The sequence below is a fragment of the Janthinobacterium sp. HH106 genome (assembly GCF_001758725.1).
Lineage (GTDB): Bacteria > Pseudomonadota > Gammaproteobacteria > Burkholderiales > Burkholderiaceae_D > Janthinobacterium.
Genome location: NZ_LRIC01000019.1, coordinates 221,588 through 237,173, shown reverse-complemented (window position 1 = coordinate 237,173; position 15,586 = coordinate 221,588). Strand labels below are relative to the sequence as shown.

Annotated in this window: 13 protein-coding genes and 2 tRNA genes; 4 read left to right on the top strand and 11 right to left on the bottom strand. The window is 63.9% G+C overall.

The genetic code is table 11. The annotated features are described in order from the left end of the window. Positions 1-98 precede the first annotated feature (98 nt). The 6 genes from JAB8_RS10955 to JAB8_RS10930 form a co-directional block, all read right to left on the bottom strand. Positions 99-172 (bottom strand) — tRNA-Gly (locus JAB8_RS10955). Positions 173-235: 63 nt separating this feature from the next. After that, a tRNA-Tyr gene (locus JAB8_RS10950) sits at positions 236-320 on the bottom strand. A 232-nt stretch (positions 321-552) separates the two neighbouring features. Next, on the bottom strand, positions 553-2,199 hold the full coding sequence (locus tag JAB8_RS10945; RefSeq protein ID WP_070220795.1) for a tetratricopeptide repeat-containing response regulator: 1,647 nt from the start codon (positions 2,197-2,199) through the stop codon (positions 553-555). A 133-nt stretch (positions 2,200-2,332) separates the two neighbouring features. Beyond that, on the bottom strand, positions 2,333-3,928 hold the full coding sequence (locus JAB8_RS10940; RefSeq protein ID WP_070220797.1) for a DUF3369 domain-containing protein: 1,596 nt from the start codon (positions 3,926-3,928) through the stop codon (positions 2,333-2,335). Between the two features lie 63 nt (positions 3,929-3,991). Further along, complete coding sequence (locus JAB8_RS10935; protein WP_070220799.1) at positions 3,992-5,083, bottom strand: J domain-containing protein; 1,092 nt, start codon at positions 5,081-5,083, stop codon at positions 3,992-3,994. Between the two features lie 149 nt (positions 5,084-5,232). Then, a complete protein-coding gene (locus JAB8_RS10930; RefSeq protein ID WP_070289509.1) occupies positions 5,233-6,384 on the bottom strand; it encodes an SAM-dependent methyltransferase in 1,152 nt (383 codons plus the stop codon). A 74-nt stretch (positions 6,385-6,458) separates the two neighbouring features. On the opposite strand from JAB8_RS10930, the gene JAB8_RS10925 reads away from it, so the two are divergent. The 4 genes from JAB8_RS10925 to pepF all read left to right on the top strand — a co-directional run bounded on the left by JAB8_RS10925 (position 6,459) and on the right by pepF (position 10,735). Continuing rightward, entirely contained in the window at positions 6,459-7,247 is a 789-nt protein-coding gene (locus tag JAB8_RS10925; RefSeq protein WP_070289508.1) for an SDR family oxidoreductase, read from the top strand. A gap of 52 nt (positions 7,248-7,299) precedes the next feature. Next, entirely contained in the window at positions 7,300-7,698 is a 399-nt protein-coding gene (locus JAB8_RS10920) for a dihydroneopterin aldolase (protein ID WP_070220805.1), read from the top strand. After that, on the top strand, positions 7,695-8,666 hold the full coding sequence (gene ttcA / locus JAB8_RS10915) for a tRNA 2-thiocytidine(32) synthetase TtcA (protein WP_083287425.1): 972 nt from the start codon (positions 7,695-7,697) through the stop codon (positions 8,664-8,666). The genes JAB8_RS10920 and ttcA overlap by 4 nt, the downstream gene beginning before the upstream one ends. A gap of 179 nt (positions 8,667-8,845) precedes the next feature. Further along, on the top strand, positions 8,846-10,735 hold the full coding sequence (pepF, locus tag JAB8_RS10910) for an oligoendopeptidase F (protein WP_070220807.1): 1,890 nt from the start codon (positions 8,846-8,848) through the stop codon (positions 10,733-10,735). An 85-nt stretch (positions 10,736-10,820) separates the two neighbouring features. Here pepF and kefC read toward each other — a convergent pair whose 3' ends face one another. From kefC to JAB8_RS10885, 5 genes are all read right to left on the bottom strand, one after another. After that, positions 10,821-12,635, bottom strand: coding sequence for a glutathione-regulated potassium-efflux system protein KefC (gene kefC / locus JAB8_RS10905; RefSeq protein WP_070220809.1), 1,815 nt, complete (start codon positions 12,633-12,635; stop codon positions 10,821-10,823). Positions 12,636-12,719: 84 nt separating this feature from the next. After that, positions 12,720-13,304 carry an SRPBCC family protein gene (locus JAB8_RS10900; RefSeq protein ID WP_070220810.1) on the bottom strand — a complete coding sequence of 195 codons (585 nt, stop codon included), beginning with the start codon at positions 13,302-13,304 and terminating at the stop codon, positions 12,720-12,722. After that, positions 13,301-13,885, bottom strand: a complete 585-nt coding sequence (locus JAB8_RS10895) for a dual specificity protein phosphatase family protein (RefSeq protein WP_070220812.1) — start codon at positions 13,883-13,885, stop codon at positions 13,301-13,303. Before JAB8_RS10895 ends, JAB8_RS10900 begins: the two co-directional genes overlap by 4 nt. Beyond that, the gene (locus tag JAB8_RS10890; protein WP_070289507.1) at positions 13,882-14,364 is read right to left on the bottom strand and encodes a hypothetical protein; all 483 of its coding nucleotides are present in this window, start codon (positions 14,362-14,364) and stop codon (positions 13,882-13,884) included. Before JAB8_RS10890 ends, JAB8_RS10895 begins: the two co-directional genes overlap by 4 nt. After that, positions 14,361-15,512 carry a glycosyltransferase gene (locus JAB8_RS10885; protein ID WP_070289506.1) on the bottom strand — a complete coding sequence of 384 codons (1,152 nt, stop codon included), beginning with the start codon at positions 15,510-15,512 and terminating at the stop codon, positions 14,361-14,363. The genes JAB8_RS10890 and JAB8_RS10885 overlap by 4 nt, the downstream gene beginning before the upstream one ends. Positions 15,513-15,586: the final 74 nt, after the last annotated feature.

Sequence of the window (15,586 nt, the reverse complement as noted above, 5' to 3'; positions counted from 1 at the left end):
GAACACGTGGCCTCTCCCTTACCAAGGGAGTGCTCTACCACTGAGCTACAAGGGCTGTAATTTGTTGCATGCGATGCATCAAGCATCTGAACGGAAACTGGAGCGGGTGAAGGGAATCGAACCCTCGTCGTAAGCTTGGAAGGCTTCTGCTCTACCATTGAGCTACACCCGCGAGGTATCGTTCACTTTATCTTCACTTGCTTTTTGCTACTACCCAGTTTTCCTTGCAAAAACTTGGTGGAGGGGGCTGGATTCGAACCAGCGTACTCATAGAGAACAGATTTACAGTCTGTCGCCTTTAACCACTCGGCCACCCCTCCGCGGGAACCGCAGAGTATGAAGCATCTACTCACAACTGTCAACCTTATTTACTGATGCCTGACTGCTGCATTTGCGTATAAAGAAGAAGTTGGCTGCTTCGGGGCGTGATTATAAGCTCCCGATTTGAGAAAGTGCAAGGGTTGGCGCGAAAAAGTCAGCTTTTTTCGTATTTTTTTTATCGCCCCTGGCGGCAAGCCGCATTTTTTCGTCATTTGCCCCGCATTTCCCCGCTTACCTTGCGTCAGGCGGATGCATCCAGGCATTGCCCAAGGGCTTGTATTTACGCAACAACTGCTGATGCAGGCCCGACAGCACGGGCAATTTGGGATTGCGCGGGTCCAGGCGGCGCACGCCGGCGATAAAAGTCAGCGCCTGCTGCCCCATGCGCTCATCCCAGCCCTCGTGCTCCAGGCATTTCAGCACGGCCACGGCCGCATTGAAGACCACCTGCGGATTGTCGGGCAGGCGCGTGACGGCCTCGCCCATCAGATCGACGGCGCCGCGGAAATCGCCCTCGCCCGCACGGGCTGCCCCGGCCGCCACCATGTCGGCCACTTCCTGGCGGCTTTGCCGCGCCAATGCCTTGGCCAGTTCCTCGCGCCCCGCCTGTTCGAACACGGCCATGGCGCGCGTCATGGCCGCGCTGTCGGGCGCATTGCGCATGACTTCGCGCATCACCTCGGCCGCGCCGTCTTCGCGGCCGTGCGCCAGGCAGTGGCGCGCCAGCTCCGTTTTCAGCGTATTCGAGCTGCCCACGCTGTGCCGGTTGGCGGCCAGGGCCGCGTCGAGCGATTGCTGCAGGCGCTCCTCGTTGCCCGTATGCGCATGCAGCATGGCGCTGCACAGGGCGCTGCACAGTTCCGCATTCTTTTGCCCGCCCATCGATTTGTCGAGGTCGCGGATCACGGCGCCCGCCTGCAAGGGATCTCCCTTGCGCACCAGGGTCTGCACCAGACGCACATGGTCTTCCGGATCGCGGAATTCCGAATATTTGGCCTTGCTGACCACCAGTTTCAGGGATTTTTCCGCCATGTCGATATCGTCGGCCGCCAGGGCCGCCTCGCCCAGGCGGCGCAAGCGGCGCACGGCATGCGGCGACAGGGCCACCGCTTCGCTCAAGGCCGCCTGCGCCAGTTCCGGCTTGCCTTGCGCCATATGCGTGCGCGCCAGCCAGTCATAGGCGTCGAGAAAACGCTTGTTGTTTTCCAGCAGCCCTTCCAGGGTGCCCTGCGCCGCTTCGTACTCGCCCAGCAGGAACTGCGTCTTGGCCTGCCCCAGGCGCGCCCAGCCGATGGACTTGCTTTCGTATAAGGCTGTGTAGATCGGACCGGCATCGGCCGCCTCGCCCAGCAGCAAATGCAGCTCCGCGCGCAGGCGCAGGAAATCCGTGGCGTAACGGGGGTACAGGCTGGCGCCTTCGGTGCAGGCGGCGATCGCCGCGCGCTCATTGCCCACGTCGATCAGTTCGTACACGGGCACGAAGGCATTGCGCTTGTCGAGCGCGCGGGCTATGCGCTCGAGCATGTTGTCAGCGGTAAATGGCTTGAGGATGTAATCGGTGGGCAACAGCTCGACGGCGCTGACCACCTTGGCAAAGCTGCCTTCGCCCGTGACCATGAAGAACATGGTCGACGCGTGCATCAATTTATGGTGGCGCAAGTCTTCCAGCATCTGCTGGCCATCCTGCCCGCCGCCGAGGTCGTATTCGCACAGGATCAGATCATACGATTTGCTGCCCAGCATGCGGATCGCCTGGCCCGAGCTGGCCGCGTCGTCGATCTTCGCCAGGCCGCACAGGTTGAGCATATTGTGCAGGCTGGCGCGCATGCCCGGATGCGGCTCGATGATCAGTGCGCTAAGGCCCTTGAGTTCTTTCATGTCGTGATGTCCGAAAACTCCGCGGCGCGCCACACCGGTGCGTGGCGCCGGCCAGCATGAGGCTGCCGAGTATATGACGGCGCCGCGCGCAAGGGAATGGGGCCGTGCCGAAAAGCGCCAACGAAGTTGCTGCTCAAGCGGTGGCGCGCTCCGGATGCCACAGTTGCGGCTCGTTGTCGATCAGATCCAGCAGCGCCGCCACCACTTCCGGATCGAACTGGCTGCCGCTGCGCTGTTCGATGTATTCGCGCACCTGCGGATACGGCCACGGCTCCTTGTACGGCCGCTCATGCAGCAAGGCATCGAAGACGTCGACCACGGCAACGATGCGCGCGGCCAAGGGAATGTCGCGTCCCTTCAGGCCGTTCGGATAGCCGGCGCCGTCGAAATGTTCATGGTGGCCGCCCGCGATCTGCGCGCCATACGTGAGGTAGCTGACGCCGTCGACCATGTTGGCGGCCCGCTCGAGGATGGTGCGCCCGACGCTGGCGTGCAGCTGCATCTGCACCCGCTCCTCGTCCGTATGCCGGCCCGGCTTGAGCAGCACGGCGTCCGGCGTGGCCACCTTGCCCACGTCGTGCAGGATGCTGGCCAGGCCGATCATGTCGAGCAGCTGCGGCGTGAGCTCGTCGGCATACACCCCGCGCTGCTGGATGCGCAGAGCGATGGCGTCGGACAGCTGCTGCACGCGCCGCACGTGGCCGCCCGTGTCGCTGTCGCGGAACTCGGCCAGGTCGGCCAGCGCCACGACGGTCGCTTCCTGCGCCTTGCGCAGCTGGCCGAACATGTACAGATTGTCGAAGGCGGCGGCGATGCGCTGGCAAAACACTTCCAGCAAGTCGCGCTGGATCTGCGCCAGCGGCCACGGCGGCGTGACGGAAATGGCCAGCTCGCGGTTGCCTTCCGTGTGGATGAACAGCACATTGGCCGGATGCTCGAACTGGCTGCGTTTTTCCGCGAACGCCTTGTCGATGGTGGGCGTGAGCGCGTGGTCGGCCGGCATGGCTTCCGCCTCGGCCAGCACGGCGTAGGTGCCCGTGGCAGCGACCACCTCGGGCCGCCCGGCGCCGCCCTGCATCAGGCACAGCACGCCGTCGGCACCCACGTCGAGGATGGCGCTAACCTGGTTGAGCACGCCGGAAGCGAATTCGCGCAGCGAATGGATCTGGTACAGATTGGTGGCGCCGGCGAGGATCTTGCCCAGGCCGATGCGGCTGCGCTCGAGCATCATCAGGCTCTCGTAGGCGCGCAAGGCCGAGATAACGGTGGTAAACAGCTTTTGCGTCGTCAGCTCCGTCTTGGCCTTGTAATCGTTGATGTCGTATTCGATGATGACGCGCTGCTCGGGCGCCTGGCCCGGCTGGCCCGTGCGCAGCACGACGCGCACGATGGAGTTGTTCAGGTCGGCGCGGATGCGCTTGGCGAGGATCAGGCCGGCATCATCCGTTTCCATCACCACGTCGAGCAGCACCAGCGCGATATCGGGCGTGTCGCGCAGGATCTCGTACCCCTCGCGGCCGCTGTAGGCGGAAAACAGTTCCAGTTCGCGGCCCTTGAAGCTGACATTGCGCAGCGCCAGCCGCGTGACCGCATGCACATCGACGTCGTCATCGACGATCAGCACACGCCACAGGCGCTGGTCGGGCGCGGCCAACCCGGCTGGACTGGCCACCGGCTCATCTTCGTCGAGCAGCCAGTTATCATCTGCATCGGCTTTGAGGTCGGTCATGAATACTCCTAAGGGATAAGTTCGATGTGGACGCTGCGTTGACGCATATCAAGCATAATCAGATTAGATGCTGCTTACAACAGGATTCTGCGTACCACCCTCTCCCGCGGCAGGCGCCGGCGCCGGTATCGAGGCGCCGCTGCGCGTGGTGCCGCCGCAATTGTCCTGGCCTGGCCCGACGGCCTGGTAGCGCACTTCGTATTTGCCCGCGCTGAGCTGCTCCACGGTCAGCTTGTCATTGGCCAGGATGTACAGGTAGCGCACATTCGAGCGCCGCTCCTGGTCATACAGCTTGACGAAGACGGGCGCCGTGTTGCTGCTGTTATCGATGGTCAAACTCAGTTCATCGCCCTTGTTGCCGATCGGGAAGCCATCGACATAGCCGGACCGCGCCGGCCAAGGCTCGCCATTCGGCGCCACCAGCCCCGCCGACTCGGCCTGGCTGGCGCCATCGCAGGCGGGCCGGCTGGCTTTCAGGCTCAGCTGCGCCACGGCCAGCACGCGGATCTCGGGCGCCTTCGCTTGCGCGGGCTCGGCCGCATACGGCTTGCCCACGGCCCAGCTATCGATAGCCACCGCCTCGTTTTTTGCCGGCGGCGTAGCTGCGCTCTCCGCCGTTGCCGTGTCCGGGTGCACCCTGGCGCCATCGCGGGCCAGCCCGCTCCAGGCCGACGCCAGCGCGGCAGGCACGGGCGGCGAGGTATCGAGCATCAGCAAGGCGCCCAGCCAGCCCAGCAGCAGGCAGACAAGCAAACTCAGCCACCAGCGCCAGTTGCGCCAGATGGGCAGCGCCCCACTCCGCGGCTTGCCCTTCGGCGGCGGCACATCCTGCGCCCAGGTGTGCTCATGCGATTGGGCATGGCCTTTCGCACGGCCATCGCGGCTCTTGCCTTCTTCGTGGTGGGTGCTTTCCAGCCATTCGATTTCCCACTCCTCGGCGGCGATCCATTCGTCGTGTTCCTTGCGGCGTTGCGGATCGGACAAGGTGCCATAGGCGCTGTTAAGGATGGCCATGATGCGGGCGGCCTTTTCGTCGCCGGGATTCTTGTCGGGGTGGTATTTCTGGCTGAGGGCTTTATACGCTGCACGTATGACTTCCTGCGGCGCCAGGCGCGCCACTTTCAGGTTGTCATAATGTGTATGTATCTTTCCCATCGTTCTATCTTGAAATCGGTGCGCGGCGACGGGTTCTTGCAGGATGGAACCGTGCTGTGTCGGTCATCATATACGATATGACAAGATAATAACCACCGGCGGACAGGAAATTACAGGGCGGTACGGCCCTGCCTTGATATTGACCGCGCTTACAGACGGTGACTGCGGTCACTGGACAACAGCGCTTCCGGCAACGCCACCTGGTGCCCCACCGCCAGCACCTTGAACAATTCGCCCATCTCGGCCGGCGACACCAGCTTTTGCACGGCGCTGGCCTGCGGCAGGTAGGTCTTGACCTGCTCGGGGTCGGTGCGCAGCAGCAAGTCGCCGATACCGGAGCCCAGCAGGAAGGACGCCTGGTTCATGTATGCGAGCACATCGAGGCCCGCATCCTGCGCCGCCACCGCCATGGCCGTAAAATCCACGTGAGCCGTGATGTCCTGCAAACCGGGCAGATAAAACGGTTCCGCATGGGCATGGTGGCGGTAATGGCACATCAGGGTGCCCGTGGCGCGCAGGTCCAGATAATACTCGTGCGCAGGAAAACCGTAATCGAACAGCACGGCCGCGCCGCCCTTGCCATTGGTCAGCATGCGCGCCAGCGAGCGCATGAAGCCGCAGGCCACGCCATGAATTTCTGTGACATAGCCGACCGGCAAGTCATCGGCGTCCGGCACCTGAGCGGCGATCTGCGCGGCCACGTCGGCGCCGGCAGGGCGTTCGACAAACACGAACTGGCCGTCGGCAATGCTGACGTCGAGTTCGCACCAGCCGGCGGGCGTCTTGCTGATCAGGTTGACGGGCATGGCGTCGAGCACTTCATTGCCGAACACGGCACCTTCGAAACTGTCGGGAAAGCCGTCGAGCCACACCACTTGCGGAAAGGCGGCCAGCGCCAGCTCCTGGCGCGCGCGCAATTCGCCGGACAATTCGACGATCGCATACTGTTCGATAGCGATGCCGGCATTCGCCGCTTCCGTCAGGATATCGAAAGCCAGCTTGCCCGTGCCGGCGCCGAATTCGAGGATGCGCGGGGCCGTTTGCGCCATAATAGCGGCTGCCACATGGGCCAGCGTGGCGCCGAACAGGGGCGAAATCTCCGGCGCGGTTGTAAAATCGCCATCTTTGCCCAGCTTGGCGGCGCCGCCGCTGTAATAGCCGAGGTCAGGCGCGTACAGCGCCAGCTCCATGAAGCGGACAAAAGGAATGGCGCCGTCATTGCGCGCGATTTCGGCGGCAATCTGGTGCTGCAAGGCATGGGACGCGGCCAGCGCGTCGCTATCGGGTGCGGGAAGAGACATTCCCGCATTGTAGCGAATCGGCGGCGCATGCCGCCAGTGCGGCGTCCACCGAATATCTCAACCATAGCAAAGACATGACTGAAGCAACGACAACGCCCTTCGACAGCATTCCCCGCGTCGCCCTTGTCACGGGCGCGGCGCGCCGCATCGGCCGCGCCATCGCGCTGGGCCTGGCGCGCGACGGCTGGGATATCGCCGTCCACTACCGCGACTCGCGCGATGAAGCGCTCAGCCTGGTGGCGGACATCACGGCGCTGGGCCGCCGCGCGCAAGCGTTCGCCTGCGACCTGGCGCAGGAAGACGCCGTGCGCCAGCTGCTGCCGCAGGCACAGGCGGCGCTGGGGCCCGTCACTTGCGTAGTCAACAACGCATCGTTGTTTGAATACGACAATGCGGGCGATTTTTCCTTCGCCGCCCTGGACGCCCACATGCACGCCAACCTGGCCGCCCCCATCCTGCTGGCGCAAGCGCTGTACCATGCCACCCCGGCAGGCGGGCAAGCCGTGGTCATCAACTTGCTGGACCAAAAACTGTACAATCTCAATCCTGATTTTTTGTCGTACACCCTGTCCAAGGCGGCGCTGCTGTCGGCGACCACCATGCTGGCCCAGGCGCTGGCGCCGAAAGTGCGCGTGGTGGGCATTGCCCCCGGCATCACCATGGTCTCCGGCGAGCAGACGGCAGCGAACTTTGCCAAGGCGCATGAAAACACGCCGCTAGGACGCTCCAGCACGCCCGAAGATGTGGCCGACAGCGTCTGTTACGTGGCCGGCGCGCGCGCGCTGACGGGCACGACCCTGCTGGTCGATGGCGGCCAGCATTTGATCGGCTTGCCGCGCGACGTCATGTTTTTGACCAAATAATCAGCAGCCCTGCCAAACAACCCGCATTCAGCATTCCCGAAAAGGTAAAACTATGTCGTCCGCCCTGTCCCACCCTCGCCTGCTTGATTGCCGCCGGCTGTTCCTGCGCAATTACGAAGTCCTCATCAACATCGGCGTCTACGACTTCGAGAAAAAGGGCGAGCAGCGCGTCCTCATCAACGTCGACCTGTACATTCCCCTGGCCCTGTCGACGCCCAAGGATGACCAGCTGGAAGAGGTGGTCGATTACGACTTCATGCGCGAAACCATCGCCAGGCGCATGGCGCAAGGCCACGTGCAGCTGCAGGAAAGCCTGGTCGACGACGTGCTCGCCGCCATGCTGGCCCACCCGCGCGTGCGCGCCGCGCGCGTGTCGAGCATGAAACCGGACGTGTATCCCGACTGCGAAGGCGTGGGCGTGGAAGTATTCAAGATCAAGGATGAAGCATGAACAACATGAGCAACACCGCCGTGCTGGAAACGACGACGACGGCCGTGGAATTCCCGGCCAATGTGGAAGCGCAGAAACTGGCGCGCAAGAAGGCGGAAAAGATCGCCCTGGAAAACAACAAGCTGCACAAGCGCCTGTGCCGCCTGGTCGGCCAGGCCATCGGCGACTTCAACATGATCGAAGACGGCGACAAGGTAATGGTGTGCCTGTCGGGCGGCAAGGATAGCTATGCCCTGCTGGACATCCTGATGACCTTGCGCGAGCGTGCGCCGATTCACTTCGATATCGTCGCCGTCAACCTGGATCAGAAGCAGCCGAACTTCCCGCCGGAAATCCTGCCCGCCTACCTGACGGAACTGGGCGTGGCCTTCCATATCGAAAACCAGGATACCTACAGCATCGTCAAACGCCTGATCCCGGAAGGCAAGACGACTTGCTCGCTGTGCTCGCGCCTGCGCCGCGGTATCCTGTACCGCGTGGCCGACGAGCTGGGCGCCAACAAGATCGCCCTGGGCCACCACCGCGATGATATTTTGGAAACGTTCTTCCTGAATATGTTCTTCGGCGGCAAACTGAAAGGCATGCCGGCCAAGCTGCAATCGGACGACGGCAAGCACATCGTCATCCGCCCGATGGCGTATGTGAAGGAAGAAGACACGCAGCGCTATGCGGAAGTCAAGGGCTTCCCCATCATTCCATGCGATTTGTGCGGTTCGCAGGAAAACCTGCAGCGCAAGCAGATCAAGGGCTTGATGCGCGAATGGGACAAGAAATTCCCGGGCCGCGTGGAAAGCATCTTCTCGGCCCTGTCGAACGTGGCGCCATCGCACCTGATGGATCCGAAGCTGTTCGGCTTCAAGGACTTGAAGGCGGACGGCGTGGCCAACCCCATGGGCGACATCGCCTTCGACGAAGAGCCGTGCTCGACGCCGACCACGTTCGGCACGATTCCGCTGCAAGCGCTGTAATCGGCTGTTCTCAGCCCGTGTTGTTTCGCCGCCACCGCCCAGGTGGCGGCGCCCCGCCTCTTTCCCCCTCCCCTCATTTGCTGTACCGTAGGTAACTCTGCCGGTACGCGGTGTGTCACGCGCACGTCCCTGCCCGGCGGTCAGCACGCATTCTTCCGACAACCTCACTGGAATGAACCATGACGCCATCCGCACTCAAGCGCCCCCTGCTGTTCTCCCTGCTGGCCCTCAGCCTCGCCACCGCCTCTGCCGCTCCTGCGCCAGCCCCCGCTCAGACCGACAGGCAGGCCGACCGCTGGGATTTGACGGCGCTGTATCAAAACGACGCCGCATTCGACGCCGACGCGAAAAAACTGTCGGCCCAGCTGCAGCAACTGGGCGGCTGCAAGGGGCAGCTGGGAGGCTCGCCGGCCCGCCTGAAAAGCTGCCTGGACCTGTACGCCGATGCGCGCAAGCGCGTCAACACGCTGTATACCTATGCGGCGCAGTATTACGACCAGGATACGGGCGACAGCAAGGGCAACCAGCTGAACCAGCGCGCCGCCCTGCTGGGTAACGAGTTCACCCAGGCGGTGACCTTTTTACAGCCGGAAATCCTCGCCCTGGGCAGCAAGCGCATCGATGCCATGCTGGCGAAAGACAAGGGCTTGCAGCTGTACCGCTTTCAATTGAGTAACATGCTGCGCAGCGCGCCGCACACGCTCGACGCGGCCGGCGAACAGCTGGTGGCGCAGTTCGGCCTGGCAACAAGCTCGGCCGCCAGCGTCTACCGCACCCTGGCCAACGCGGAAATCCCGTGGCCGACCGTCACACTGTCGGACGGCAAGCAAGTGCGCCTCGACCAGGCGGCGTACACGAAATACCGGGGCGATGACAACCGCGCCGACCGCAAGCGGGTGTTCGACGCCTTCTTCGGCAAGTGGAAAGAGTACGAACGCACGTTCGGCGAAACCCTGTACGGCCAGCTGAAAACGGATGCCGCGTATGCCAAGGTGCGCCGTTACGCCGATTCGCAAAGCGCCGCGCTCGATGCCGACAACTTGCCGCCGGCCGTCTACCAGACCCTGATCGCGCAAACCAACGCTAACCTGCCCACCCTGCACCGCTACTTCAAGCTGCGCGCGCGCATGCTGGGCATCAAGGACCTGGCGTACTACGACGTGTATGCGCCGCTGCTGAAAAGCGAGCGCACCTTCCCGCTGGCCGAAGGCAAGCAGATGATGCTCGCTTCCGCCGCGCCGCTGGGCCCCGACTACGTCAAGGCGCTCACTGCCGCCGTGGACGCGCGCTGGATGGATGTGTATCCGCGTCCGCGCAAGGTGGCGGGCGCCTACATGAATGGCGACGCGTATGACGTGCATCCGTTCGTGCTGCTCAATTACACGGACAATTACGAAGCCGTCAGCACCCTGACGCACGAATGGGGCCACGCCATGCACTCGGTGCTGGCCAACAAGGCGCAGCCGTCGATCTATGCGCCGTACAGCATCTTTGTCGCGGAAATCGCCTCGACCACGAACGAGGCGCTGCTGCTCGACGCGCGCCTGAAGCAGGCCAAGGATGACGACGAGCGCCTGCTGTACCTGGGCGCAGCGCTGGAAAACCTGCGCGGCACCTTCTTCCGCCAATCCATGTTCGCCGAATTCGAGGCGGCCATCCACGGCAAGGTGGACAAGGGAGCGTCGCTGACGGGCGAAGAAATCACGGCCATCTATGCCGATATCCTCAAGCGCTACCACGGCGAAGCGCAGGGCGTCATGACCATCGACCCCGCCTACGCGCTGGAATGGGCGTATGTGCCGCATTTCTATCACGGCTTCTATGTGTTCCAGTACGCCACCTCGATCGCGGCGGCGCAGGATTTCGCACAGCGCATCCTCGACAAGGAACCGGGCGCGCTGGCCGCCTACCTGAAGATGCTCAGTGCGGGCGGCTCGGCCTACCCCTACGATCTGGTGAAGGCGGCCGGCGTCGATCTGGCCTCGCCGAAACCGTACCAGGCGCTGGCGGCGCGCATGAACGGCATCATGGACCAGATCGAGGCGATTGAGAGCAAACGGGGAAAATAAGCCGCTTGCCAAGAGGCGTAGGTCGGCTTAGCGCAAAGCGCGTAAGCCGACACCGCCAACACGATGTCGGATTACGCGGTTCCCGCTAATCCGACCTACCGTTCTCCGCTTCCGCCGCCGCAAACGCCGCCGCATCGCTCTCGAACATGTCTTCCAGCTCCTCGCGCGCCTGGCGCGTGAGGGACATGACTTTTTGCTGGTCCTGGAAGTGCGGCGCCACTTCCAGCAAAGTTTTCAGGTTATGCCGGCCGAAGATGCCGGCCGCGCGCTGCGCCCGCTCGGCGCTGAAGCCCACCTGCTGCAAGGTCTGCTCGCCCAGCAACAGGGCCGCGGCAAACGTCTCGCGCTCGATCAGGGTCACGCCGCGCTTCATCAATTCATAGTAATGCGTGACGTTGCGCGCGCGCGCCAGGATCGTCAGCTCGGGCAGGCGCAGGCGCACGGCGTCGACCAGGGCCAGGCTGTCGTCCACATTGTCGATGGCGATCACCAGCGCCTTCGCCTTCTCGATGCCAGCCGCCACCAGCAGGTCCACGCGCGTGGCGTCGCCATAAAACACCTTGAAGCCGAACTTGCGCAGCAGTTCGATCTGGTCCGGGTCGTGGTCGAGCACCGTCACGCCGATCTTGTTGGCCGCCAGCAGGCGGCCGATGATCTGGCCGAAGCGGCCGAAGCCGGCGATGACGATGGGGTTGTCCTGCGCCTCGATATGGTCGTCGGGACGGCGCTTCTTCTCGCCCTGCAGACGCGGCGCGACGAATTTGTCGTGCGCCAGCAGCAGCAAGGGCGTGGCCACCATCGACAGGGTCACCACCACGACCAGCAGCGCGGCCGTCTGCGGCGCAAACACATGCGCGGCCTCGGCGGCGGCAAACACGACGAAAGCGAATTCGCCGCCCTGCGACAGCAGCAGCGCAAAAAACAGCTGCTGGCCGCGGGGAATGTCGAAAAACTTCGACAACACATACAGCAAGCCGATCTTGACCACCAGCAGCCCCGCCACCAGGGCCAGGATCAGCAGCGGCTGGGCGCGCAGCACGCCGAAATCGACGGACATGCCCACGGCGATGAAGAACAGGCCCAGCAGCAAACCCTTGAACGGTTCCAGGTCGGAAATGAGTTCATGCCGGTATTCGGAATCGGCCAGCAGCACGCCCGCCATGAAGGTGCCCAGCGCCATCGACAAGCCCACCGATTCCATCAGCACGCAAATGGCGATCACCAGCAGCAGGGCAAAGGCCGTGAAGATTTCGCGCAAGTCCGTCTTGGCGATGAAGCGCAGGATGGGGTTCACCAGGAAGCGCCCGCCGATCACCAGGGCGGCCAGCACGGCGGCCAGCTTGGCCACGCGCAGCCAGCCCGGTTCGCCGCTATGCGTGACCAGGCCGCCCAAGAGCGGCACCAGCGCGATCATGGGAATGGCGGCGATATCCTGGAACAGCAAGATGGAAAAGCCGGCGGAACCGGCCGGCGTACTCATCAGCTTGCGTTCGCCCAGGGTGGCCAGCACGATGGCCGTCGACGACAGCGACAGCCCCAGCGCACCGACCAGCGCCGTGCGCCAGTCCACGCCGAAGGCCATGGCCACGGCGCACAGTCCCGCGCTGACGACGCCCACCTGCGCCCCGCCCCAGCCGAAGATCGGCCGGCGCAGCAGCCACAATCGCCTGGGCTCGAGCTCCAGTCCGATCAAAAACAGCAGCAGCACCACGCCGAACTCGGAAAAGCTGAGAATCACCTCGACATTCTTGATCAGGCCCAGGCCCCACGGTCCGATGACGACGCCGGCCACCAGATAACCGAGCACGGCGCCCATGCCCAGACGCTTGGCCAGCGGCACCATGATGATGGCGGCGACCAGGTAAAACAGTATGTTGATGAGAAAGCTGTGGTGTTCCATGCGGATTCCGGGCGGATGTGTGGATGAAACGACATCATGCCTGAAGTGGCGCGCCCGCGTGAAGTGGCTGCTCCGCCACGCCGGCTATTTGCGCGCGGCCACCCGCGCGCGCAGCGCGTCGAACATTTTCGGGATGCTGTCGCGGCTCATGCTGTCGACGATCCAGCCCAGGCCCATCGGCACCGGGCCCGGATCCGTGTACACCTGGTACCTGACGGCGGCAGCGCCCGCATCGAACGGATCGGGCGACAGTTGCCAGTAGCCGCTGGTGTCGGCGATGGTGTCCTCCACCTTCAGTCCCTCCATCGGCACCAGCTTCCAGGCCAGGCTGCAGCTGGCGTCGAGCACCTTGGGCGTCATTCTCAGGCGGTATTGCTTGATTTTCCCCATCGGCAGCTTGAGCGTGACGTCGACCAGCGACACGCCGCCGCCGGCGGCCGTCACCTTGATCTTGTCCACGTTCGGCATGAACTGCGGATAGCCGGCGAAATCCTGGATGGCCGCGCAGACGGTGGCCACGCTGGCCGGCATGCTGGTCGTGGCGGCAAAGGTCTTGCCGGGCATGCCGGCTTTGCTGACATCGCGCACATCGAGCGCAGGCGTGGCCGCCAGGGCGGCCGGCGGATAACAGGCGGAACAGGCGGCCAGTGCGAACAGCAGGGTCTTCATGGTTTTTCCTGTTCGATCTGCGCGCGCAGCGCCGCCACGTCGACGCGCTTGAGGTAGCTTTCGATATTCTTCCACACGGCGTGATAGCCGTAACCGCCATTTTTCAACTCATCGATCGCCTTCGCGCGCGGCCAGCCCTGGTACAGCATGCGGTACATAGCGGCCATCAGGCCCGTGCGGTCGGCGCCGTGCAGGCAGTGCAGCAGCACGGGTCCCTGCTGTTCGGCGGCGCGGATGCTGCGCATGGTCTCGATCACATGCTTGTCGCGGATGGCCCAGGTATTGATGGGAATGCGGACGGCGCGGATGCCGCTGCCATCGAGCACCTGCGTGTCGGAGTGGAAGGAGCGCAGGCTGATCACCGTCTTCACGCCCAGCGTCTGCAGCTGGGCCACGTCGGCGCTGTCGAGCTTTGCGCTGCGGTACAGGACGGGGGTGACCTGGTGCAGGTTCGACACGTGCGGCAGCGGCGTCGCCCACTCGGCATTGCGCTCGGGCGCCCCGGGCGCTTGCGCGCCGGCGGAACCGGCCGCCAGGGCCAGGAATAGCAGCAAAAGATGCGGCAAGGGCGATAAGGTCATGACTTCCTCTTGTATGAAAACCACAGCAGCACGCCAGCCAGCAGCAGCGATACCCAGTAGTCGGTCGGCGCCCACCACAGCCAGTGCTTGTGCCAGGCGATGTGGGCCGGATTGAAGTGCGCCACGCCATAGGCGGGATTGAGCACGAACCACAGATAATCCTCGATGATCCAGAACAGCATGATGCAGCCGATGGCGCGGCACTCGAGGCGCGGCGACCATTGCGCCAGAAAGAGCATGGGGAAATGGAAGAACAGGGCAATGAAGGGAAACACCCAGGCATGGTAGCCCGTCATCGGCCGCCCGCCCCAGAAGATATCGAGCAGCCAATGGCTTTCGATGCGCCAGGTGGGCAGGTTCGCGGCCCACCCGGCCGGCCCCTCGATCTGGATTTCCACCTGGGCGAAGAATAGTCCCAGCAGGGCCACCCAGACCAGCGTCAGGGCGATCTGCCAGGGTTTTGCCACGGCGCCCGTCACGCCGGCTCCGGCGTCACGCTCGGCGCCAGCACCTGCGCCAGCACGTCGATGGCGGCGCGCGGACGGCCCAGGGCCAGCGCTTTTGCGCGCATGGCTTGCAACTGCTCCGGATGATCGAGCAACAGGCGCACGCGGTATTCGAGGGTGACGGCGTCGAATGCCTTCAGGGCCACGCCCTGCTCCAGCAGATAGTCGGCATTGCGCTCTTCCTGCCCCGGAATCGGCGAGTTGACGATCATGGGCAAGCCCAGGGCCAGGCATTCGGACGTGGTCAACCCGCCCGGCTTGGTGATCACCAGATCGGCACACGCCATCAGGCGCTCGACTTCGCTGGTAAAGCCTTGCGCCAGCAGGCGGCCCGGATACTGGCCGGCCAGCGCCTGCAGCGCCGCCAGTGCGGCGGCATTTTTCCCCGCCAGCACGATCAGCTGGAAGTCGCCCGGCAGCGCCAGCAGGCGCGCGGCCACCGTTTCAAGGCTGCCCAGTCCCGCTCCGCCGCCCATCAGCAAAATCGTCGTGCGCCGCGGGTCGAGGCCAAACGCCTGCGCGCACTGCGCCCGACCGGGCGCCTGCGCAAAGGCGGGCATGATGGGGATGCCCGTCACATGGATGCGCTCGGCGGGGATGCCTTCGTGGCGCATGCGGAACGCCACTTCGTCGGTGGCGGCGAAATAGCCCTGCATCTGTTCGTGTACCCACATGCGGTGCAAGTCGAAATCGGTGACCTGTACCCACACCGGGCAGGCCAGTTGCTGCTGGCGCAGCGCGCGCGACAGCAGTTCGGCCGGCAGGAAATGCGTGCAGATGATCGCATCGGGCTGGAAGGCGGCGATCTGCGCCATCAGCGCGCGCGTGTTGAGGCGCTCGACGGCGCGGCGCAATCGCTGCATCGAGCTGTCGCGCGGCGCATCGTGGGTGGCATGGTACAGATAGCCCCACAGCGCGGGCGCCTTGTTGACCAGCTTGATATAAAAATCCGTGTACAGCTTGCGGAATGCGGGCGTGACGAAATCCATCACGTCGAGATGGCTGGCGACGGTGTGCTGCTCCAGGCCAGCATATGCCTCGATGGCTTGCGCCGCGCGCAGGTGGCCGGCGCCGGCCGAAACGCTCAACAAGAGAATTTTTTTCTGTTTTTTTTCTGTCATGGGGAAACCGGTGAATGGAACAGCTGGCCGCTGGCGCGGAAGATCGAAAGAATAACATTTCCCCAATTGAATCT